At 52.3% G+C, this 19,394-nt stretch carries 21 protein-coding genes; 14 read left to right on the top strand and 7 right to left on the bottom strand.

Annotation, left to right across the window (positions count from 1 at the left end; all coding sequences use genetic code 11):
• The 12 genes from PsAD46_RS23395 to PsAD46_RS23340 all read left to right on the top strand — a co-directional run.
• Window positions 1–2,939 (top strand): VCBS domain-containing protein (locus PsAD46_RS23395; protein WP_193776991.1); only part of this gene is annotated, 2,939 nt, incomplete at its 5' end.
• A 67-nt stretch (window positions 2,940–3,006) separates the two neighbouring features.
• On the top strand, window positions 3,007–3,405 hold the full coding sequence (locus PsAD46_RS23390) for an AAA family ATPase (RefSeq protein ID WP_084404520.1): 399 nt from the start codon (window positions 3,007–3,009) through the stop codon (window positions 3,403–3,405).
• 456 nt (window positions 3,406–3,861) lie between these two features.
• Window positions 3,862–4,443: a sigma-70 family RNA polymerase sigma factor gene (locus PsAD46_RS23385; protein ID WP_057460903.1), complete on the top strand. Its 582-nt coding sequence runs from the start codon at window positions 3,862–3,864 to the stop codon at window positions 4,441–4,443.
• Window positions 4,444–4,521: 78 nt separating this feature from the next.
• Window positions 4,522–4,782 carry a RebB family R body protein gene (locus tag PsAD46_RS23380; protein WP_054663306.1) on the top strand — a complete coding sequence of 87 codons (261 nt, stop codon included), beginning with the start codon at window positions 4,522–4,524 and terminating at the stop codon, window positions 4,780–4,782.
• Window positions 4,783–4,796: 14 nt separating this feature from the next.
• A complete protein-coding gene (locus PsAD46_RS23375) occupies window positions 4,797–5,516 on the top strand; it encodes a hypothetical protein (protein ID WP_063307969.1) in 720 nt (239 codons plus the stop codon).
• A 137-nt stretch (window positions 5,517–5,653) separates the two neighbouring features.
• Entirely contained in the window at window positions 5,654–6,070 is a 417-nt protein-coding gene (locus PsAD46_RS23370) for a hypothetical protein (RefSeq protein ID WP_057460905.1), read from the top strand.
• Window positions 6,071–6,093: 23 nt separating this feature from the next.
• Window positions 6,094–6,747, top strand: a complete 654-nt coding sequence (locus tag PsAD46_RS23365) for a hypothetical protein (RefSeq protein WP_063307968.1) — start codon at window positions 6,094–6,096, stop codon at window positions 6,745–6,747.
• A 118-nt stretch (window positions 6,748–6,865) separates the two neighbouring features.
• Entirely contained in the window at window positions 6,866–7,207 is a 342-nt protein-coding gene (locus PsAD46_RS23360; RefSeq protein WP_063292812.1) for a RebB family R body protein, read from the top strand.
• Window positions 7,208–7,410: 203 nt separating this feature from the next.
• Window positions 7,411–7,707 carry a RebB family R body protein gene (locus PsAD46_RS23355; RefSeq protein WP_057460918.1) on the top strand — a complete coding sequence of 99 codons (297 nt, stop codon included), beginning with the start codon at window positions 7,411–7,413 and terminating at the stop codon, window positions 7,705–7,707.
• A 159-nt stretch (window positions 7,708–7,866) separates the two neighbouring features.
• On the top strand, window positions 7,867–8,187 hold the full coding sequence (locus tag PsAD46_RS23350; RefSeq protein WP_057460907.1) for a RebB family R body protein: 321 nt from the start codon (window positions 7,867–7,869) through the stop codon (window positions 8,185–8,187).
• Window positions 8,188–8,424: 237 nt separating this feature from the next.
• Window positions 8,425–8,748, top strand: a complete 324-nt coding sequence (locus PsAD46_RS23345; protein ID WP_057460908.1) for a RebB family R body protein — start codon at window positions 8,425–8,427, stop codon at window positions 8,746–8,748.
• A gap of 151 nt (window positions 8,749–8,899) precedes the next feature.
• Complete coding sequence (locus tag PsAD46_RS23340) at window positions 8,900–9,718, top strand: rhodanese-related sulfurtransferase (RefSeq protein ID WP_063307967.1); 819 nt, start codon at window positions 8,900–8,902, stop codon at window positions 9,716–9,718.
• Window positions 9,719–10,261: 543 nt separating this feature from the next.
• Here the strand turns inward: PsAD46_RS23340 and PsAD46_RS23335 are convergent.
• Complete coding sequence (locus tag PsAD46_RS23335; RefSeq protein WP_063307966.1) at window positions 10,262–11,137, bottom strand: SMP-30/gluconolactonase/LRE family protein; 876 nt, start codon at window positions 11,135–11,137, stop codon at window positions 10,262–10,264.
• A 125-nt stretch (window positions 11,138–11,262) separates the two neighbouring features.
• Window positions 11,263–11,730, bottom strand: a complete 468-nt coding sequence (locus tag PsAD46_RS23330) for an Lrp/AsnC family transcriptional regulator (RefSeq protein ID WP_057460911.1) — start codon at window positions 11,728–11,730, stop codon at window positions 11,263–11,265.
• A 156-nt stretch (window positions 11,731–11,886) separates the two neighbouring features.
• Here PsAD46_RS23330 and ald point away from each other — a divergent pair, with 156 nt between their 5' ends.
• Together ald and PsAD46_RS23320 are read left to right on the top strand one after the other, a co-directional pair.
• Window positions 11,887–13,020 carry an alanine dehydrogenase gene (gene ald, locus PsAD46_RS23325; protein ID WP_057460912.1) on the top strand — a complete coding sequence of 378 codons (1,134 nt, stop codon included), beginning with the start codon at window positions 11,887–11,889 and terminating at the stop codon, window positions 13,018–13,020.
• Between the two features lie 169 nt (window positions 13,021–13,189).
• Window positions 13,190–14,137 (top strand): hypothetical protein, encoded by a 948-nt coding sequence (locus PsAD46_RS23320; RefSeq protein ID WP_063307965.1) that lies wholly within the window; start codon window positions 13,190–13,192, stop codon window positions 14,135–14,137.
• A gap of 12 nt (window positions 14,138–14,149) precedes the next feature.
• Here the strand turns inward: PsAD46_RS23320 and PsAD46_RS23315 are convergent, their stop codons facing one another.
• From PsAD46_RS23315 to edd, 5 genes are all read right to left on the bottom strand, one after another.
• Window positions 14,150–14,413 carry a glycine zipper domain-containing protein gene (locus PsAD46_RS23315; protein WP_057460919.1) on the bottom strand — a complete coding sequence of 88 codons (264 nt, stop codon included), beginning with the start codon at window positions 14,411–14,413 and terminating at the stop codon, window positions 14,150–14,152.
• A 195-nt stretch (window positions 14,414–14,608) separates the two neighbouring features.
• Window positions 14,609–14,884, bottom strand: a complete 276-nt coding sequence (locus PsAD46_RS23310; RefSeq protein ID WP_057460914.1) for a glycine zipper domain-containing protein — start codon at window positions 14,882–14,884, stop codon at window positions 14,609–14,611.
• Window positions 14,885–15,001: 117 nt separating this feature from the next.
• Window positions 15,002–16,645: a glucose-6-phosphate isomerase gene (gene pgi / locus PsAD46_RS23305; protein WP_063307981.1), complete on the bottom strand. Its 1,644-nt coding sequence runs from the start codon at window positions 16,643–16,645 to the stop codon at window positions 15,002–15,004.
• Between the two features lie 232 nt (window positions 16,646–16,877).
• Window positions 16,878–17,519: a bifunctional 4-hydroxy-2-oxoglutarate aldolase/2-dehydro-3-deoxy-phosphogluconate aldolase gene (eda, locus tag PsAD46_RS23300; RefSeq protein ID WP_063307964.1), complete on the bottom strand. Its 642-nt coding sequence runs from the start codon at window positions 17,517–17,519 to the stop codon at window positions 16,878–16,880.
• On the bottom strand, window positions 17,519–19,393 hold the full coding sequence (edd, locus tag PsAD46_RS23295; protein ID WP_063307963.1) for a phosphogluconate dehydratase: 1,875 nt from the start codon (window positions 19,391–19,393) through the stop codon (window positions 17,519–17,521). The genes eda and edd overlap by 1 nt, the downstream gene beginning before the upstream one ends.
• Between the last annotated feature and the right edge of the window lies 1 nt (window position 19,394).

Raw genomic sequence — 19,394 nt, 5'->3', positions numbered from 1 at the left:
TTGTGATCATCAACGCTGACTTTAGTGATGTTGATGTGAACGACACGCACATCATCACGATCGACAACAGCACCACAGTTGGTGTTGTGATCAACAATGGCGATGGCACGTTCTCCTATGATTGCGGTGATGCGTTCATCCATCTGAGCGTTGGTGAGACAGCGACTGACACGTTCACCTACACGATCGATGATGGCAATGGCGGTGTGATCACCAAGACAGTGACGGTGACGATCAACGGCACCAATAAAGTTGGAGGAGGAAAACTCGTCGCTTCTGATGGATTTGAGGATGACAATTTTGGTTCTGATGCGCAGATGAATGACCATGGTGTTGTTGTTGTCGGATCTCGCTATGATGATGACAAAGGTCAGAACTCTGGCTCAGTCTATATCTACACACCTGATGGTGATGGTTATATTGAGACCAAGTTGGTGGCTTCCGATGGGGCAAATTCTGATTTTTATGGGGTGAGAACAGCCATTAATAATTCTGGTGTGATTGCAGTTGCTGCAATCCGAGATTCCGACAAGGGCGCACAGTCTGGCTCGATCTACGTGTACACACCGACAGAAGGCGGGGGGTATTCGGAAGTCAAGCTGACTGCCTCTGACGGTGCTGCCAGCGACTACCTCGGTAACCATGGCTTTGCCATGAATGAGGCGGGCGTGATTGTCGCTTCTGCTTACGGCACAACTACCGACAAGATCTATATCTTTGCTCCTGATGGTTCTGGTGGTTACACGGAAACGAAGCTGGTTGCCTCTGGTAAAGATGGTTTTGGCGGCACCCTCAGCATCAATGAGGCTGGTGTTGTGTTTGCGGACGGTCCGGGTGCTCTGGCCCGTGTGTTCACTCCAGATGGATCTGGTGGTTATACGGAACTGCAGTTGATTGCCCCTGATTCCACTGCGACCTTCGGCATCAGTGGTGCTGTTAAGGGTGATGGTACCGTTGTTGTTGGAGCCACAGGTGTCCTATACATCCATGAACCTGATGGCAGTGGCAATTATGTGATCTCCAAGCTGATTACCGGACACAGTGGGACAGGCTCAACGCTTGCCATGAATGAGGCTGGTGTCATCGTCACAGGGACGACAGGTGGCAACAATTTAAAAGGGGCTGCCTATGTTTATGTGCCGGATGGATCTGGTGGTTATCAGGAAATCGTTCTGACGGCTCATGATGGGGCAGCCAGTGATTACTTCGGGCAATCCGTCTCGATCAATGAAGATGGTGTCATCACTGTCGGGGCTTATGGGGATGACGACAAGGGTGAGCGGTCAGGTTCGGTTTACGTGTTCACGCCTGATGAAGATGGCAACTATGTCGGGGCTGATGGCACTGTATATGAGCCAACAGGAACGCCGGTAATCTATTCCTATGGTGAACACCATGCTGTTGAGGGAGACGGGTCAGCGTTCAAACTCGTCGCTTCTGATGGATTTGAGGATGACAATTTTGGTTCTGATGCGCAGATGAATGACCATGGTGTTGTTGTTGTCGGATCTCGCTATGATGATGACAAAGGTCAGAACTCTGGCTCAGTCTATATCTACACACCTGATGGTGATGGTTATATTGAGACCAAGTTGGTGGCTTCCGATGGGGCAAATTCTGATTTTTATGGGGTGAGAACAGCCATTAATAATTCTGGTGTGATTGCAGTTGCTGCAATCCGAGATTCCGACAAGGGCGCACAGTCTGGCTCGATCTACGTGTACACACCGACAGAAGGCGGGGGGTATTCGGAAGTCAAGCTGACTGCCTCTGACGGTGCTGCCAGCGACTACCTCGGTAACCATGGCTTTGCCATGAATGAGGCGGGCGTGATTGTCGCTTCTGCTTACGGCACAACTACCGACAAGATCTATATCTTTGCTCCTGATGGTTCTGGTGGTTACACGGAAACGAAGCTGGTTGCCTCTGGTAAAGATGGTTTTGGCGGCACCCTCAGCATCAATGAGGCTGGTGTTGTGTTTGCGGACGGTCCGGGTGCTCTGGCCCGTGTGTTCACTCCAGATGGATCTGGTGGTTATACGGAACTGCAGTTGATTGCCCCTGATTCCACTGCGACCTTCGGCATCAGTGGTGCTGTTAAGGGTGATGGTACCGTTGTTGTTGGAGCCACAGGTGTCCTATACATCCATGAACCTGATGGCAGTGGCAATTATGTGATCTCCAAGCTGATTACCGGACACAGTGGGACAGGCTCAACGCTTGCCATGAATGAGGCTGGTGTCATCGTCACAGGGACGACAGGTGGCAACAATTTAAAAGGGGCTGCCTATGTTTATGTGCCGGATGGATCTGGTGGTTATCAGGAAATCGTTCTGACGGCTCATGATGGGGCAGCCAGTGATTACTTCGGGCAATCCGTCTCGATCAATGAAGATGGTGTCATCACTGTCGGGGCTTATGGGGATGACGACAAGGGTGAGCGGTCAGGTTCGGTTTACGTGTTCACGCCTGATGAAGATGGCAACTATGTCGGGGCTGATGGCACTGTATATGAGCCAACAGGAACGCCGGTAATTGAAACCTTCGAGATGGCCCCAGTTAAGTTGATTGGTAGTGCTGTTGCTGAAATTCTTAAAGGTGGTGTCGGAGCTGATGTAATTGCCGGGAATGGCGGGGATGATCGGATCTCCGGTGGAGCTGGTGATGATATCCTTAATGGTGGTGAAGGCGATGACACATTTGTGTTCATGGCTGTTACTACTGGCCACGATGTCATCCAGGATTTTGCTAGTGGAGCAGAAGGTTCGGATGTTATCGAGTTTACAACATCTGTCTTTGCCGATTTTGAAGCAGTACTTGCAGCCGCTGAGCAGGATGGTGCTAATACGGTGATCACACTCGACGCCGATACTTCGATTACTCTTGAGGGCGTCACCCTATCCAGTCTGAAACAGGATGACTTTACATTCCTTGGATAATTAGATGTGACTTCAAAAGAAAAACCCGGCGACTTATTTCGCCGGGTTTTTTTGCGTCGTAGGGCCAATAAGCCGTGTTGCTTTTCGGGATTTGTTGTTTGAGCGTTCTATTGCGGCGTTTGATCGGGGAGGGCGGCGATCAGGTGAGCCTGTGTTCCATGATCGCAGTTTTCTGGAAGCGATTGCGTATAGTGTAATTATTGGGGCTTCTGTTCCTGAAAGCATGGTGCGTGCTGCGCAACTGAGGCGGTTTGCGTCGCCTGTGTTTGTGTGTGCGCCGTGGAGAGAGATTTTTGAACATGATGCGGAGCGAACGCATGGCTTTGACTTTGCATGCCAGGATTATGCGGCGAATGTTTCGGTCTATCGTGCTTATGGATATGAGTTGGTTGACGTGCCGCAAGTGTGCGTTGAAGAGCGTGCGCGGTTTGTGATTGAGCACCTGGAAAAACAATCTCTCCTTTAATTTGTAGAATCGCTTATGTCACAAAACGTCGGGCGGGCTGTCTATTAAGGGCAGGGTGGATGGCGCTCTATGAGATTGGGCTTATGCATTTTTCGGGTTGTATCAATCTCAAGTATACACCTTATAGGTTGTTAACAGGTCGTCGTCGTGTTTCTGGTTGTGTTGTAATTCTGCAAGGTTGATTACTCGAAGGTCGTTAAGTGACTGGAACCTCTTAAAATTTCTAATCTGGTTCACGTTATATTATCAAGGGTTGTAAGCGTGAATTTATACAACCCATAAAATTGCGTTGGTTTTCCGTAAACAAGAATATCCGTAGCTTCATCTCTATCGAAGCGGACGAATTCTCTAGAAATAAAGTTGATATCTGTTCTCCATGCCAGTGTTGGTGTGTGTTTCGTGATGTCTCTTTGTGGTGTTCAGGGATTTAGTCTGTAATACATTGAGGTGTGGCGGATGTATTACAAGAATACACGACTAGAACATCTTGATGGGCGTCAGGACCTGACGCCTGTTTGGGAATACTGGAACGAGCATAGAAAAAAGATATTTGGAAGAGCGTTTCATCTTACGGGTGGTGATATGGATGCGGCTGAAGAGTTGATGTCAGCAACGATCATTAAGGTTGCATCGCACTTTGAACAGCGTCCCTTGAATATGAGGGAGCCAATCGCCTTTTTTATGTACGCGCTCAAAAACGAGTTCATCAGTCAGTACCGGAAGAAGCGTTATGAATATCAGTTTCGTGATGGCGATAAGGATGTTTACGACGAACATCTGGCCAACACAGAGATTGAAAGCGCACCGCAGGAAGTGTTGCTGGCACAGAAGGAAGAGCTGATGCTGATCAGCAAGACGCTGGAGCGGCTTCCTCTTATCTATCAGCAGATTTTTTCTATGAAATTTGCCGAGGATCGCAGTTACAGCGAGATTTCGGAGGAGCTGAATATTTCTCAGGCTTTAGCCCGCAAGCGGGTGCAGTTTTTGCGTGAGAAGCTAAGAGATGCCCGCTCCAAGAAGCGTAAGCGGCTCAATTGAGCAGATTGAATGTTCACAGGAGGGTTGGGAGTGCGTCTCTCCGAATAGTTAACGAATTTAGACTGCGAGGGCGAAAGCATGGCGGAAGATACTGTAAATGCTCAGGTGACGGATGCCGTTACCCAGACGAATGTGAAGGTGGTGGGTGAAGCGCCCTCTCAGGCAATTGCCAATCTGTATCAGGTGGTAAGCAATGCGACGGGACTGTCGGTTCAAAATGCGACCCATGCGCAGCAATCCATGAACCAGATATCGACGGCTGTGGTGTCCAAGGGCGTTCAGCTGATTATGGAAATAGGCCCGACGTCTGGAGCGGAGTCTAAACCTTCAGGTGGCTAATTTGAGGGAATTTGATGGTGAGGGAGAGAGGTGAGAGTTCAGCTTCTCAAGAGTATGAGAATGCGATTACGCGTCGGCGGCGCCTGATCTCTCTGCTCCACGGACCTTTGAGCGATAATAGTTTGCGTTCCTCAACTCAGTCCGGTGCTGAGGCATCCAGAACACAGGGTGCTCAGCGATCTTCTCCAGCGGTCAAAATGTCCTCACAGGCGGCAACGGAAACCGTCAACACAGCAAGTGAGAGCAACAGTCAATCCGGAGCGCAACAAACCATGGTGATGGATAGTGAAAAGGGATCTGCTGGCGGTGCAGACTTTGAGGATACTACCGGTTCTGACGGGACGGGTGGGCAGTCGCAGGGCACATCCACGGATACCGGGAAGGAGCAGTCCGCCGGGCCATCCTATCCACCATTGCCAACCTCTGCGCCTTCAACTTCTGCTTTAAACGAACAGATTACTCAGGCTGTGCAGTTTACCAACTTTCAAAACTACCAAGGATTGGAGTCGATGATCTCCATTCCTGATGATGTGATGACCAAGCAGTCCAGCGGGCATGCGTCGCAAAATGCAGAGACCTACATGAACGGTGTCATGCAAATCTCCATGGCCGCACAGGCGATTGTGGCTGCGAAGATAGCGCAGGATCCTGCGTTGGCAGCGACACCTGCGCTGACGGAGCTGAACGTCATGGTGACCAATGCCATCTCGGCGTTTCAGGATGTGAGTGAGTGATTTGCCGGAAGCGGGTCAGTTGGTGGATCTGTTTCAGGAAATTACGCTGTTGTTTCAATAGGACTACATTTTGCTTGCGACTTTTCTTCGGGCTCTGACGCGATAGGCAGATCCCCGGTCAGCTCTAAAGGTGAGATATGGAACGGGACGTTACATACATTCGAGAGGAATTGGAGGAGGTGATCCTCAATCAGTTGCGCCGCTGGGAAGGGGTTATCGAGCAGGAAGAGACGCTTACGCTGTCGCGGTCTGGTGTTGAGACGCTGCCAGGGCTTCTGTGTCATCTGAGTCTGGCGCGGGATGCGCTGGTGAAGGCGGAAGGGATGCTGGTGTGTGAAGATGGCATTACTGCAGCGGATGTGGTTCTCGGGTTTCGCGATGAGCGATTGCAGGAAGAGGCCGACCGGTATGAGGACCGTGAAGACGAGGACCGGTTGATCCAGGATGGGGTGGAAGAGGAGCTTCTTGCGCGGTTTACCTCCACTGGTGACATTGAGTTTGATGCGCGGGGAGAGGACCGTAGTTCCGAGCGAAATTCAGATCACAACTGGTAAGACTGGACTTGAGGAGTGAGGCGATGAGTACAGCCGCGAACGGAACGTCAGGGGCCGCAGATGCTGGTCCTCAAAAGGTCACGGTGACGCCGGGCCCGGAATTCAACTCTGCGCTGGATGATGCTGTCGTGCAGCTGACCAAGGTGAAGCAGAATGTGGATCAAGCGGCCAGTGAATTTGCGCAGCTGAGGCAGGGCATTCCAAACTACAATGAGGTGGTTGCTGAAATCCGCCAGCAGCAGGCGCAGATCAATCGGGCTTGTGACGATGCAACATCCTCTGCGCAGACGATTGTGTCTGAAGTGGAGCAGGCGGCAGCCAAGCTGTGCACCTCCATTGATGAAGAGATTACGACGATTAAGAGCGTGATTGGTACTGGGGATGAGGAACCGCAATCACCACCAGCACCACCGCCTGCACAGCCGCAGCCGCAAATGGTGCCTGGGCAAGGTGGGCCGCAAGCTGGTCCCGGCATGGCGCAGTTTCCGGGCTCTGGCCTGCCCGGTCAGGGCGGGGTTCCCAATCAGGAAGCGATGGCGGTACAGGCTGCTGAAGCCATGCGGGATTTTCTGAAGAAGGAAATCAAATCGGAGCTTTCAAGGCAGATTGCGCCACTCAATGAGAAGCTCTCGGAGCTTTTGATTAGTTATCTGCAACAGAGAACTCGCGATAGATGAGTGATGTGTGAACCAATTCTTACGAAGGGCACTGGCTCTTAGGAAAGAGTTCACAAATAGAGAGGAGCGGCGTCAATAGTCTGTAAATGGCAATAATAACAAGCATATTGGAGAAAAAATGCCAAAGACTATTGAGGAACAATGTGGCGCAACAAAACCCTCCGATGGCGGAACTGTTGATGCTGACGTGATTGCAATTCTTGGGGTGGCTCCTGCGTTCGCGCTGGCGCTGACCTTCCTGACAGCGGCGCAATCGACAGGGGTGCTTTTTGAGAATTCCGTCTCGAATGCACAGCGCCAGAACATCATTGCGCAGACCGCTTTGAATCAAGGAATTTTGCATACTTATTCTGTTGGTTCCATGGCTGCTGCAAACAGCATTTCACATATGGACCCGAAGGAAGCCGAGCAGGTGAACGAGAGTTTGCTCGGAACATTGTGTCGGTACTTTTCGCGTTAAGTCGCGGTGTTTGGTCAGTCTGCAACGGCCATTGAGTTTTCTAAATAATTGAGAGTTTGCCTCTGGTCAGTGCAGTGCTTGCGCTTGATCAGAGGTGAAGCAGGGCTGCGTTTTTACCGAACTGCTCATGAGTTCGGTTGATCAGGTGGGAGTGATTTATGGCGGATCTACCGGGGATTGGCCCCGTAATACCAGAGGGTGGCATGGTGACGGATGCTGTCACGCAATCCAATGTAACGGTGCTTGGGCAAGCGCCTGCAATTGCGATGGGAAACCTCTATGCATCCCTTGCACATTCAACGGGCATTTTGTTGCAGAACTCAGTCGCATCCGCGTCTCAATCTACCATTCTTGCACAGGCGACGACCAACATGGGCGTCATGCAAATCTATTCCGCGAATACAACGGCCGGGGCATCGGCCACAGAAAAAGTTGCTCAGGCTGGGACAGCTGACCAACTTAGCACGCTGCTGACTACCTTGCGTAGTTTCAACCCATAACCGGAACTTTCGAGCTTCGCTTTCTGGTGCAAAGGCCAGAGCGATGAGAATGGTTCTGATGCATCCTTTAAGTTGTAGTAGCGCGTACTCCTTTGGAGCCAGTTCAAGGAAATGCAGAACCGGATTTTGACCAGAACTGTATGAAAGAGGACTATTAGAATGCCAACAACTGTTAGCCCTATGATCACTGACGCGGTTACCCAGTCCAACGTAAAGGTCGTGGGTGAAGCCCCTGCGATGGCAATGGGCAGTGTCTTTCAGACAATGGCTCATTCCACCGGAATTCTCTTTGAGAACTATGTCTCTGCCGCTCAGCAGCAGAACATTCTTTCTCAGGCAGCAGCTAACCAGGGAGTCATGCAGATTTACTCCATGGATACGATGGCTGGCGCTGGTGCTACCGAAAAAGTTGCTCAGAGCGGCACACCAGACCAGTTGAACACGCTGCTGACAATCATGCGCGTTTTCAACCCAACCTAACGGGTTTAGGCGTCGCCCTCCGGCGGCGTTGGTTCAACTTGCAGTTAATGGTGTCCGGTTGGTTTTCAGGTGGGCATGCCCCTGGTGGTTCTCTGTGAAATCACCGGACACGACTTCTCTTATTCATGGCAGTTCATATTCTGCTGAGCTGCTTTTGTTTCTGTCTCCCGCGTATCGGTATTCGAAAGGCGGTCTCGTCTCTTCGAAAGATATGCTGCATTTTTAAGGATGACGACTATGCCGGATACGGTAAATCCAATGATTACTGATGCCGTCACACAAACCAATGTGAAGGTTGTTGGTGAAGCACCCGCCATGGCTATGGGTTCGCTTTTCCAGACTATGGCGCACTCAACCGGTATTCTCTTTGAGAATAACGTGGCTGCTTCTCAGCAGCAGAACATTCTGGCTCAGGCTGCAACCAACCAGGGCGTTATGCAGATCTACTCCATGGATACCATGGCAGCTGCTGGTGCTACGGAAAAGGTTGCTCAGTCTGGTACGCCGGATCAGCTTCAGACGCTTCTTACCATTATGGAAACCTTCCGCCCGGGCCGGTAAATGGACCTGTGACGACCTCTCGTGCGAGTTACATTTCAACCTTCCCTGCTTCGGCAGGGGAGGTTTGCAGTTTTGGTATGGTCTCTTTTGCTGACAGACCCGATGGAAATGGGTATAGGTACTGCTACGAATAAGCCCACAAAGGCAAAGAATGACACATACGCTAACCCCCATTTTGGTCTGTGCGCTCTACAAGTTTGTTGAGTTTGCGGACTTTGAAGACATGCGCGAACCTCTGCTTGACTACTGCAAAAGCCGTGGTATTCGCGGCAGTCTTCTTATTGCTCGCGAGGGCATTAACGGAACTATTGCTGGTGAAGAACCGCAGATGCGGGATGTGATTGTCTACTTGCGCAAAGACCCGCGTTTTCATGACATTATCGTCAAGGAAAGCTGGGCGAAGCAAGTTCCGTTCAAGCGCATGAAGGTGCGTTTGAAACAGGCGATCGTGAATATGGGCGTGAACCATATCGATCCGAATGATCTTGTCGGCACCTATGTGAAGCCAGAGGACTGGAATGCGCTGATCTCTGACCCGGATACGGTCGTGATTGATACGCGCAATGACTATGAGTTTGCTCTGGGCACGTTTGAAGGTGCATTGGACCCTGACACGGAGACCTTTAATGAGTTTCCTGAATGGGTCAAACGCAATGACAATGCTCTGCGCGCCAAGAAGAAAGTTGCCATGTTCTGCACTGGTGGTATCCGCTGTGAGCGGGCTACTGGCTTGATGCTGGAGCAGGGCTATGATGAGGTTTACCACCTTGAAGGCGGTATTCTGAATTATCTGGAAAATGTGCCAGAGGACGAGAGCCTCTGGAAAGGCGAGTGCTTTGTGTTTGATGACCGCGTGTCTGTTGACCACAAGCTTGATGCCGGCTGGGGGAAGAACCTGCCGGAGAAAACCAAGAAGGTTCTCGCGCCCTACCAGATTGATGACAAGCCTTCTGAGGCTGGTGAAAGCTGAAGCAGAGTTGATTGAGGGGCGGTTTGACTGCCCCTTATTTTTGTCTGCATCCGGAAAATCTTATCCCCGTGCGCTCAGGCTAGCTTATTGTTGATCTCATGTTCACGTAAACGGGCAGCTGGCGGAGCGACCGTCAGTGCAGCGTGAGCTGGGCGGGGCTACCGGGAGACTTAACGCATCCTCCGGCGGGTCCGTTGAAACACCCCTTGAAAGTCTTTAGTGCAGGGACCAAGCGGAAGCTGGTCACCCGATGGGCGTCTACACTGGCAGGCGTTTAGCTATCACTGACACTCACATTTGCCTCTGGCTGATGTGCTTGTTGCTGATGGTGCCTGCTCCCAATGCCTTTCGGTGGAGATCTTGTTTCATACAAAAACGCCCGGGCAAGGCGAGCAGCCAATGCCGAAGAAACTAATTTAACAAGTAGCGCAGGCACTGCCTGCTCGCCTTGCTCACCCCGTACTCCGGGGCCCAAACGACAACACCGCCGGACATGAGCCAGCGGTGCTAAATCTGTTTGTTTTTCAGGATGCAGGGCAGAGCTTAGCCAAAGCGGCAGGCTGGCAGACCTTTGTGCTCCACATCCATTGCGAAGAGACCGCCTGATTTCGGGAACTCTTTGAGAAGCTCCTCATCTCCATGTGGGCGCAGGCTTGCCACGACCAGTGTGCCCAGGTTTGGACCTGCAAAGCACGGGATTGTCGGGCGTGGGACCGGCATGGCGATGGATTGCAGCAGCTGTCCATCCGGATCAAAGCAGTTGACGTTGCCCGCTGAGACGCCTGCGGACCAGTAGTTGCCATCGGTGTCTGTTGTTGCGCCGTCGGGTCTGCCCACTGTGTTGTCCAGCTGCAGGAATTTGCGCTGGTTGGTGACTGCGCCGAAGTCGCGGTCGAAATCATAGGCGAAGACTTCACCGGAGCCGGTGTCAGAGTGGTACATGATCTTGTTGTCCGGAGACCATGCCAAGCCGTTGGAGGTTCTGATTTCAGTGGCAATCTGCGTGACGTTGCCATCTGGCGTGACGCGATAGAGGCTGGCGATAGGGGTTCTTGGGCTGATGTCGTCCATGGTACCCACCCAGAATGCGCCGTCAGGTCCGACCTTACCGTCGTTCAGACGGGTGCGTGGATTATCCGGCTCAATCTTTGCGATGACTTCGTACATTTTGGTGCCTGTATCGAACAGGATGATTTCGTCTTTCATCGCCACGATGAGGCGACCGTCTTTACAAAGACCGAAGGAGCCAACGACTTTCGGGAAGTCCCATGTGGTGACTTCTTTGCTATCCCAATGCATTGCGTGGATCTGTTTTCCGAGGATGTCACAGAAGAACAGGTGTTTTGTCAGCTCATCCCAGAGGAGACCTTCGGCCAGCTCGTAGCGACCGTCCAGCAAGCAAGTGATAATTGGGGTCAAAGTCGTGCTCCATACTCATGCAGCCCGGGAGAGCTGCAGCAATATACAATTGAGCGTTGTTATAGAGTGGTTTGGCAGAAGCGTCGAGTATGCCTGCGAGAAAACCGCAAGGTTTTCGAGGTGAATTAGCTCTCTGAAATTGGCAGAGCGCTGCCTTGTTTGGTGGAGCGGATCGCGAAGGAGGAGCGCATGCGCACAACGCCGGGAAGGCGGGTGAGGTGGTCACGGTGGATGCGCTCAAAATCAACCGGATCATCTGCCATCACTCGCAGGATGTAATCCGCATCGCCGCCCATGAGGTGGCACTCCATAATTTCGGTGGAGCGATCAACGGCTTTCTCGAATGTTGAAAGGGCTTCCTCTGACTGAGACCCGAGCGAGATCTCGACAAAGACACTCATACGCTTGCCTAGCTTTTTCGGATTGAGCAGTGCGACGTACTTCTCGATGACGCCTTCACCCTCCAGCGTCCGGACACGACGCAAGCAGGCAGAGGCGGACAGACCCACATGATCTGCAAGATCAGAATTGGAGATACGGCCATTGTCCTGCAGCGCACGGAGGATCTTTTTATCAAGCTTGTCGAGTTTCATAGCTTTGCCATTTTCGCAGATTATTGTGTCTGAACGATGTTTATTCGTAGATGTTTGCTAAAATGTACCTTGTCGTGCGCACATTGCAAGCATCTGCAGTTGAGATTTCCATAAGCTATGTAGAAACACAAAGCCGAAGCTGATTGGGAGATTGTGATGCTTGTTGGTGTTCCTAAGGAAATAAAAAATCACGAATATCGCGTTGGTCTGACGCCAGACAGCGTGCGTGAAGTTGTTGCTCATGGCCACGACGTGGTTGTTGAAACCAATGCCGGTGTTGGCATTGGCGCGAGCGATGCTGACTATATTGCAGCTGGCGCATCCATCCTGCCGACTGCTGCAGACGTCTTCGCGAAAGCAGAAATGATTGTGAAGGTGAAAGAACCTCAGGCTGTTGAGCGCAAGATGCTCCGCCCTGATCACCTGCTGTTCACCTACCTGCACCTGGCTCCGGATCCAGAGCAGACTGCTGACCTTGTCGCCTCTGGCGCGGTTTGCATCGCTTATGAAACAGTAACTGACGAAAAAGGCCGTCTTCCACTGCTGGCGCCTATGTCTCAGGTTGCTGGTCGTCTTTCCATTCAGGCTGGTGCAACTGCACTGCAGAAAGCCAATGGCGGCGCTGGCGTTCTGCTTGGCGGTGTACCGGGTGTTGCTCCTGCGAAAACCGTTGTGATTGGCGGCGGTGTTGTTGGCGCCCACGCAATTGAAATGGCAATCGGCCTTGGTTCCGATGTTACCGTTCTGGACAGAAACGTTGATGTTCTCGACGCTCTTTCTGCTCGCTTCGGTTCCCGCTTGAAGACAGTGTTCTCCAACCGTGCCGCGCTTGAGAAAGAAGTTCTGGCTGCTGATCTGGTTGTTGGTGCTGTTCTGGTGGCTGGTGCAGCTGCGCCGAAACTGGTGACCAAAGAGCACATCAAGGCGATGAAGCCGGGTTCTGTTGTGGTTGACGTTGCTATCGACCAGGGTGGTTGTTTTGAAACCTCCCGTGCAACAACTCACCAGGATCCAACCTACATCGTGGATGAAGTGGTTCACTACTGCGTGGCAAACATGCCGGGCGCTGTGGCTCGCACCTCCACTTACGCGCTGAACAACGCAACCTTGCCTTACGTTCTGGCGCTGGCTGACAAAGGCTACGCAGCTGCTCTTCGCGACATCCCAGGCTTCCTGCCAGGTCTGAACGTTTATAAGGGTCAGGTCACTGTTGCTGAAGTTGCTGAAAACCTTGGCTACACTTACGTAGCTCCGGAAGCTGCTCTGGTTCAGGAAACTGAAGCAGCCTGAAAGTCTAAGCGGACTTAGAGATTAGAAGCGGGGGCCACTGGCTCCCGTTTTGCGTTGGTAAAGATTCTGTTTACCCTGTCACCGGTTTGCTGCGGCGTTAATGAGTTTGCAGGTGCGGTTTCGATATACTGGTCAAAATTTACTAGTATTTTTCTGATTGGGCGGCGTCATGTATCATGATTTGGAATTGGTTCTTCAGCATGATTTGATTGTTGAATGGAAAGAGCATTACAAAGAGGTGTTCGGCAAGCACACGCTCCTGCTGAACAACCGCCTGCATGAGTTACCTGTGTTTCTGCCAGAAAACCTAGCGCGGTTGATTGAGACCACTCCCTCTGAGCACTATGATTTTGTTCGTCCTGCTGCGATTGGCACCAAGAAGTCCCAGTGGCTACAGGGCAGCATTGAAGGTGCCAAAGGCGAGGATGTGCTTCGTGCTGTAGAAGAAGGACGTTTCTGGCTTTCTCTTCGTGCTCTTCAGGACTGGGATGAAGGCTTCAAGCAGGTCACATCGAAGATATTTGATGAGCTTGAAGTGAAGGTTCCAGGCTTTGGGACCTTTAAGCACAAGACCGGGATGTTGATTTCTTCCCCCGGTGCCCAAGTGTACTATCATGCAGATGTACCCGGACAATCCTTATGGCAGGTGAAGGGCCATAAGGACGTTTATATTTATGAGAATACCGCGCCGTTTCTTTCTGATGAGCAGTTGGAAGGTATCTTCCTTGGAACGACTGAAGAAGAGATCCGCTTTGAGCCCTGGTATGATGAGTTCGCTACAAAGGTAACGCTGAGCCCGGGTGAGATGGCGCATTGGCCGCTCAACAACCCGCATCGGGTTGAGAACCATGATGAGGTGAACATCTCGGTGACCACTGAGCACTTCACCACTGAGATCAGGGATTTTTATGCGATCATCTATGCCAATGGTTTGCTGCGTAGGGCAGGGATCTCTGGCAACCGGCATAGCGTTGGTACGATGAAATATGCCAAGATGGCTTTGGCGGCTGCGCATAAGATCATCTACAAGAAGATGGTGCAGCAAAGTTCGGGTGCCAAAAGCCAGCGCAGCTTTAAGCTGGACATGGCAGCGCCGGAGTTTATGGCTGATCTGTAGAGAGGATTGCTGTCAGCAGCGGTAGTAGTATGGGCGGCCATAGGTGTCGTAGCCGACACAGCGGCGCGGAGTGGTGGCTGCACCAATCAACCCGCCAGCAACGGCACCGATACCCGCACCGGCAAAGGCCGCGCCGACATCCCCTGTTGCTGCTCCAATCGCAGCGCCGGTGGCTGCACCAAGACCACCGCCAACGAGGACGCGGTCTGTTCGGTTATACTCACTGCAAGCACCGAGTGTGAGCAGGGTGGCTGTTATGATTATTGCTTTTCTCACGATCCTACCCATGGTCTGATTGTTTGAAACCCACGGTAGTGCCTGACCCGTTGCAGATGAGTGAATGCGGCTTATGAGATGGCAAGGTGGTTAAGTTGAAGCTGTTTGCCTTTTGAGAGTTGTAGGTATGTAACGCAAAAAGGCCCCGCGGTTGCAGGGCCTTTGGAATGGTGTAACCAAATCTTTTTGCGAGGCTTATGGGCACTTTACGCGGTAAGGGCGACCGTACTGATCATAGGCAGTGCAGTTTTTCGGAGTTGTCACATTGCCAACAATGCCACCAGCTACACCGCCGATTGCTGCACCAGCGACAGCGGACCCCACACCACCGCCTGTGGCAGCGCCGATGGCTGCACCAGTCGCAGCACCAAGGCCACCGCCGATGAGAGTACGGTCCGTGCTTGAAGATGTGTTACAGCCAGCAAGGGCAAGCAATGCAACACTTACACCAGCAAGAGCAATTTTTTTCATTTTTTCCAGTCTCCTTTTGCTGCCAATCCCAATTTGACCGGACCCCGATACCTCCTGGCAGCTCTAACTTTGTGAGGTCGAGCTAACAAAAAGAACATGGTTAAAGTTTGTTAAAAATTAGAGGCTCCTCGCCTTCTTTAGATATTTTAACAAGCCTTGGGTCGAACTGTCTTTGTTTGCTGCGGATTGGCTGCCTTCAACCATTGGCAACAGCTGTGTCGCGAGTTCTTTTCCAAGTTCAACACCCCACTGATCGTAGGAGTTGATGTTCCAAATCGCTCCTTCAACAAAGACGCGATGTTCATAAGACGCGATCAGCCTACCCAGCGTGAATGGATCGAGACGATCATAGAGGAGGGTGGTTGAAGGCCGGTTACCCGGGAAGACCTTTTGTGGAGCTAGTTTGGCAATCTCTTCTTCAGATTTTCCATCTTTACGAAACTTGTCTTCAACCTCTTCCAGAGAACGGCCGCGGAGCAGGGCTTCACTCTGGGCAAGGCAGTTTGCCAGAAGGAGATTGTGATGGACTTGCAGGTCCTCTTCGTGGCTGTTGGCAGCAACCAAAAACTCGCAAGGAATGATGCTCGTGCCCTGATGGATGAGCTGGTAGAACGCATGCTGGCCATTGGTGCCAGGCTCACCCCAGACGATTGGGCCGGTCTGGGTTTCAACCATTGTGCCATCTTTGGTGACGCTTTTGCCGTTGGATTCCATATCCAGCTGTTGCAGGTAGGCAGGGAAGCAGGCAAGGCGCTGATCATATGGCAGAACTGCGCGGGTGTCGTAACCCAGCACGTTGCGATGCCAGACACCGACGAGGCCCATCAGGAACGGGATATTGTCTTCAATCGGGGTGGTGCGGAAGTGATTGTCCATTGCATGGGCGCCGCCGAGGAAATCAGAGAATGCATCCGGACCAATAGCGATCATGAGTGGGAGGCCGATCGCGGACCAGATGGAGTAACGTCCGCCGACCCAGTCCCAGAAGCCAAAGACACGCTCTTGCGAGATGCCAAAGGCCGCGACTTTTTCCAGTGCGGTGGAGACAGCTGCAAAGTGTGCCCCGACGGCTTCTTCGCCGTTGTGTTTGGCGATCCAACGACGGGCTGTTGCCGCGTTGGTCATGGTCTCAATAGTGGTGAAAGTCTTGCTGGCGATGATGAAAAGGGTCTTCGCCGGATTCAGGTTTTCCAAAGTGTCGGCAATGTGTGCGCCGTCTACGTTGGAGACGTAATGCAGGTTCGGGCCATCATGATATGGGGCCAGAGCCAGAGTTGTCATCACCGGACCAAGGTCAGAGCCACCAATGCCGATGTTGACTACGTCTGTGATTTTCTCGCCGGAATGACCTGTGATTTCGCCAGAGCGGATGCCTTCTGCGAAGTCGCCCATGTTGACGAGCACTTCGTTGATGTCAGGCATAACGTCTTTGCTGTCCACCAGTACTGGGTTCTCAGACTGGTTGCGCAGGGCGGTGTGCAGCACAGCGCGGTCTTCTGTGGTGTTGATGTGCTCACCTGCGAACATGGCATCGCGTTTTGCTTCAACATTGGCAGCGCGTGCGAGTTCGAGCAGGAGCTCCAGAGTTTCTTCAGTCAGCTTGTTCTTGGAGAAATCGTAGAGCAGGTCGTCAGAAGAGCGGGAGAACTTATCAAAACGAGAAGGATCTGCAGCGAAGAGATCGGTAATCTTAGTGGAATGAATGGCCTGAGCGTGTTCATCAAGGCGTTTAAAGATATCTTTTGGATTAGCTGTCGGCATCGAGGCCTCCATTTATTCTTGTAATAGCTTCTGGCTGGCAGCGAGTGTCGCGCCTTGCCAATTTACCGTAAAGCAGCTTGCTCGTTTTTCGGGACGTGCAAACTGCTCTAAAGTTTTGTTTTTATGCGTCTTCTTACCTGGAAACATGTTCATGCTTTTTAGGAGCATGACAGGTCCTTGATGTAAGGCCCCGGGTAAGAAATTCAATGCAATCAATCGTGATGGTTTGCGATTAAACAGTCAATGCAGCTGCTTCGCGAGCCCGCTTTTCAATGCCTGCCCAGTCTTCAGATTCAATTGCTTTTGCGTCTGCGATCCAAGACCCGCCAACGCAAAGGACGTTAGGCAGGGCAAGGAAATCACGTGCGTTGCCAAGGTTGATACCACCAGTTGGGCAGAATTTAGCCGCAGCCAGAGGAGAAGACAGACCTTTCAACATCGGAGTGCCGCCGGCTGGAACAGCTGGGAAGAACTTGAGACGCTCATAGCCTGCTTCCAGCAGCTTCATCACTTCAGACGGAGTGCACGTGCCCGGAAGTAAAGGAGTTTGCTGGAAATCTTCAGCAGCTGCGATCAGATTGTCTGTTGCGCCCGGAGAAACGACGAATGTTGACCCTGCTTTGACGGAGGCTTCGTACTGCTGATGGGTGAGAACGGTACCAGCACCAACCAGAGCGCCTTCCACGTTGTCAGCGACTGCCTTGATACAATCCAGAGCGTTTGGAGTGCGCAGTGTGATCTCGATGCCCGGGATGCCACCGTCCACGAGGGCCTGTGCCATTGGAACTGCTTTTTTAGGGTCATCGACAATGAGAACTGCGATCACCGGGGCGGCGGTCATGATTGCTTCTACGTGCTCGATATTTTGAGCCATTACACTGTCTCCATTGCACTGATTGTGTCAGCATTCCGTTGGGTTTTGTTTGTCTGTTCCAGATTAAAGAGGCGAGCGCCGGTATCGGCTGAGCTCACGTTTGCTCTGAAACTTGCGAATAATTCTCTTCCGGTTCCACTCTGGTATGCTTGCAGGTCTGCAGGTGCGGCAGTTCTTTGCGCAAACTCATCTGCAGGAACAAGCAGCTCCAGCGTACCGCTTACTGCATCAAGACGCAGCAAGTCACCGTCCCTTACCTTTGCAATTGGTCCACCATCCATCGCCTCGGGAGTAACATGAATTGCAGCTGGGATCTTGCCACTAGCGCCGGACATCCGGCCATCTGTTACAAGTGCGACTTTATACCCCCGGTTCTGCACAACGCTAAGAGGTGGTGTCAGTTTATGGGCTTCTGGCATGCCGCAGGCTTGCGGACCAACGTAACGGAGCACGACAATCACATCTTTGTTGAGTTTGCCAGCTTTGAAGGCTGCTTCAACATCTTCTTGCGTATGGAAGACCTGAGCTGGGGCTTCGATGATATGGCGATCAGGTGCGACAGCAGAGGTTTTGATGATGGCAGAGCCGAGGTTGCCTGTGAGGACTTTGAGGCCACCGTCTTTGTTGAACGGAACGGACATTGGCGCAAGGATGGTTTCATCCAATGCCTTAGCCGGTGCTGGCTTGCGGAGGACGCCGCCTTTGTCATCAAGGAAGACGTTGACGGTGTAACCGTCCAGGCCTGTTCCGTTGACTGTCTTTACGTCTTTGTGCAGCAAACCTGCATCCAGCAGTTCGCGAATGAGGAAACCCATTCCGCCTGCTGCTTCAAAATGGTTTACATCGCTTTTGCCGTTTGGATAAACGCGGGCAAGCAGCGGGACGAGTTCGGACAGATCCGAAATGTCCTGCCATGTGAGCTGAATGCCAGCGGCGGCGGCGATTGCGACGAGGTGCATGGTGTGGTTGGTGGAGCCGCCTGTTGCGTGCAGGCCAACGACACCGTTTACGATTGCGCGTTCGTTGATGATCTCAAAGAGCGGTGTAGGGGTGCTGCGCTGTGCGGTGAGTTCGACAACTTGTGTGACTGCTTCTTCAACCAATGCTTTGCGCAGGGGCGTCAGCGGGTTGGTGAAGGAGCTGCCCGGCATGTGTAGGCCCATGATCTCCATCAGCATCTGATTGGAGTTTGCGGTGCCGTAGAACGTACAGGTGCCAGGTGAGTGGTAGGATGCGCTTTCAGAAGCAAGTAGTTCTTCGCGGGTTGCTTTGCCTTCTGCAAACAGCTGGCGGATGCGGGCTTTCTCGTCGTTGGCAATGCCAGAGGTCATTGGGCCAGCAGGTAGGAAGATTGCTGGTAGATGGCCGAAGGACAAGGCTCCGATGAGCAGACCCGGGACAATCTTATCGCACACACCGAGGAACACTGCTGCGTCAAACATGCCATGTGACAGACCAACGGCAACGGACATGGCGATCAGGTCACGGGAGAACAGTGACAGGTCCATCGCTGGCAGGCCCTGTGTCACGCCATCGCACATGGCTGGTACGCCGCCAGCAACCTGAGCTGTCGCCTGAATTTTGCGGACTGTTTCGCGGATGATTTCCGGGTAGCTCTCGTATGGCTGGTGTGCGGAAAGCATATCGTTGTAGGCGGTGACGATGCCGAGGTTTGGCTGCTTGTCTGTGGCGAGGTGCTGTTTATCAGCTGCCGGACAGGCTGCGAAGCCATGTGCCAGGTTAGTGCAACCGAGGTTTGTGCGTTGTGGTGCGTTTGTGTGTTGCGCTTTCATGCGACGAAGATAGTCTTGTCTGCTCGTGGCGCTGCGCTCGATTATGCGATCTGTAATCTCTTTGAGGCGAGGGTGAACCATG

The organism is Pseudovibrio sp. Ad46, from assembly GCF_001623065.1.
Taxonomy (GTDB): domain Bacteria; phylum Pseudomonadota; class Alphaproteobacteria; order Rhizobiales; family Stappiaceae; genus Pseudovibrio.
The sequence above is the reverse complement of the archived record's forward strand: the minus strand, read 5'-3'. Positions and strand labels throughout refer to the sequence as shown.

Bases quoted from the DNA above. Each gene is read 5' to 3' on its own strand.
- PsAD46_RS23385 (WP_057460903.1), top strand. From the start codon at position 3,862: ATGTATTACAAGAATACACGACTAGAACATCTTGATGGGCGTCAGGAC.
- PsAD46_RS23380 (WP_054663306.1), top strand. From the start codon at position 4,522: ATGGCGGAAGATACTGTAAATGCTCAGGTGACGGATGCCGTTACCCAG.
- PsAD46_RS23375 (WP_063307969.1), top strand. From the start codon at position 4,797: ATGGTGAGGGAGAGAGGTGAGAGTTCAGCTTCTCAAGAGTATGAGAAT.
- PsAD46_RS23370 (WP_057460905.1), top strand. From the start codon at position 5,654: ATGGAACGGGACGTTACATACATTCGAGAGGAATTGGAGGAGGTGATC.
- PsAD46_RS23365 (WP_063307968.1), top strand. From the start codon at position 6,094: ATGAGTACAGCCGCGAACGGAACGTCAGGGGCCGCAGATGCTGGTCCT.
- PsAD46_RS23360 (WP_063292812.1), top strand. From the start codon at position 6,866: ATGCCAAAGACTATTGAGGAACAATGTGGCGCAACAAAACCCTCCGAT.
- PsAD46_RS23355 (WP_057460918.1), top strand. From the start codon at position 7,411: ATGGTGACGGATGCTGTCACGCAATCCAATGTAACGGTGCTTGGGCAA.
- PsAD46_RS23350 (WP_057460907.1), top strand. From the start codon at position 7,867: ATGCCAACAACTGTTAGCCCTATGATCACTGACGCGGTTACCCAGTCC.
- PsAD46_RS23345 (WP_057460908.1), top strand. From the start codon at position 8,425: ATGCCGGATACGGTAAATCCAATGATTACTGATGCCGTCACACAAACC.
- PsAD46_RS23340 (WP_063307967.1), top strand. From the start codon at position 8,900: ATGACACATACGCTAACCCCCATTTTGGTCTGTGCGCTCTACAAGTTT.
- PsAD46_RS23330 (WP_057460911.1), bottom strand. From the start codon at position 11,730: ATGAAACTCGACAAGCTTGATAAAAAGATCCTCCGTGCGCTGCAGGAC.
- ald (WP_057460912.1), top strand. From the start codon at position 11,887: ATGCTTGTTGGTGTTCCTAAGGAAATAAAAAATCACGAATATCGCGTT.
- PsAD46_RS23320 (WP_063307965.1), top strand. From the start codon at position 13,190: ATGTATCATGATTTGGAATTGGTTCTTCAGCATGATTTGATTGTTGAA.
- PsAD46_RS23310 (WP_057460914.1), bottom strand. From the start codon at position 14,884: ATGAAAAAAATTGCTCTTGCTGGTGTAAGTGTTGCATTGCTTGCCCTT.
- pgi (WP_063307981.1), bottom strand. From the start codon at position 16,645: ATGCCGACAGCTAATCCAAAAGATATCTTTAAACGCCTTGATGAACAC.
- eda (WP_063307964.1), bottom strand. From the start codon at position 17,519: ATGGCTCAAAATATCGAGCACGTAGAAGCAATCATGACCGCCGCCCCG.
- edd (WP_063307963.1), bottom strand. From the start codon at position 19,393: ATGGTTCACCCTCGCCTCAAAGAGATTACAGATCGCATAATCGAGCGC.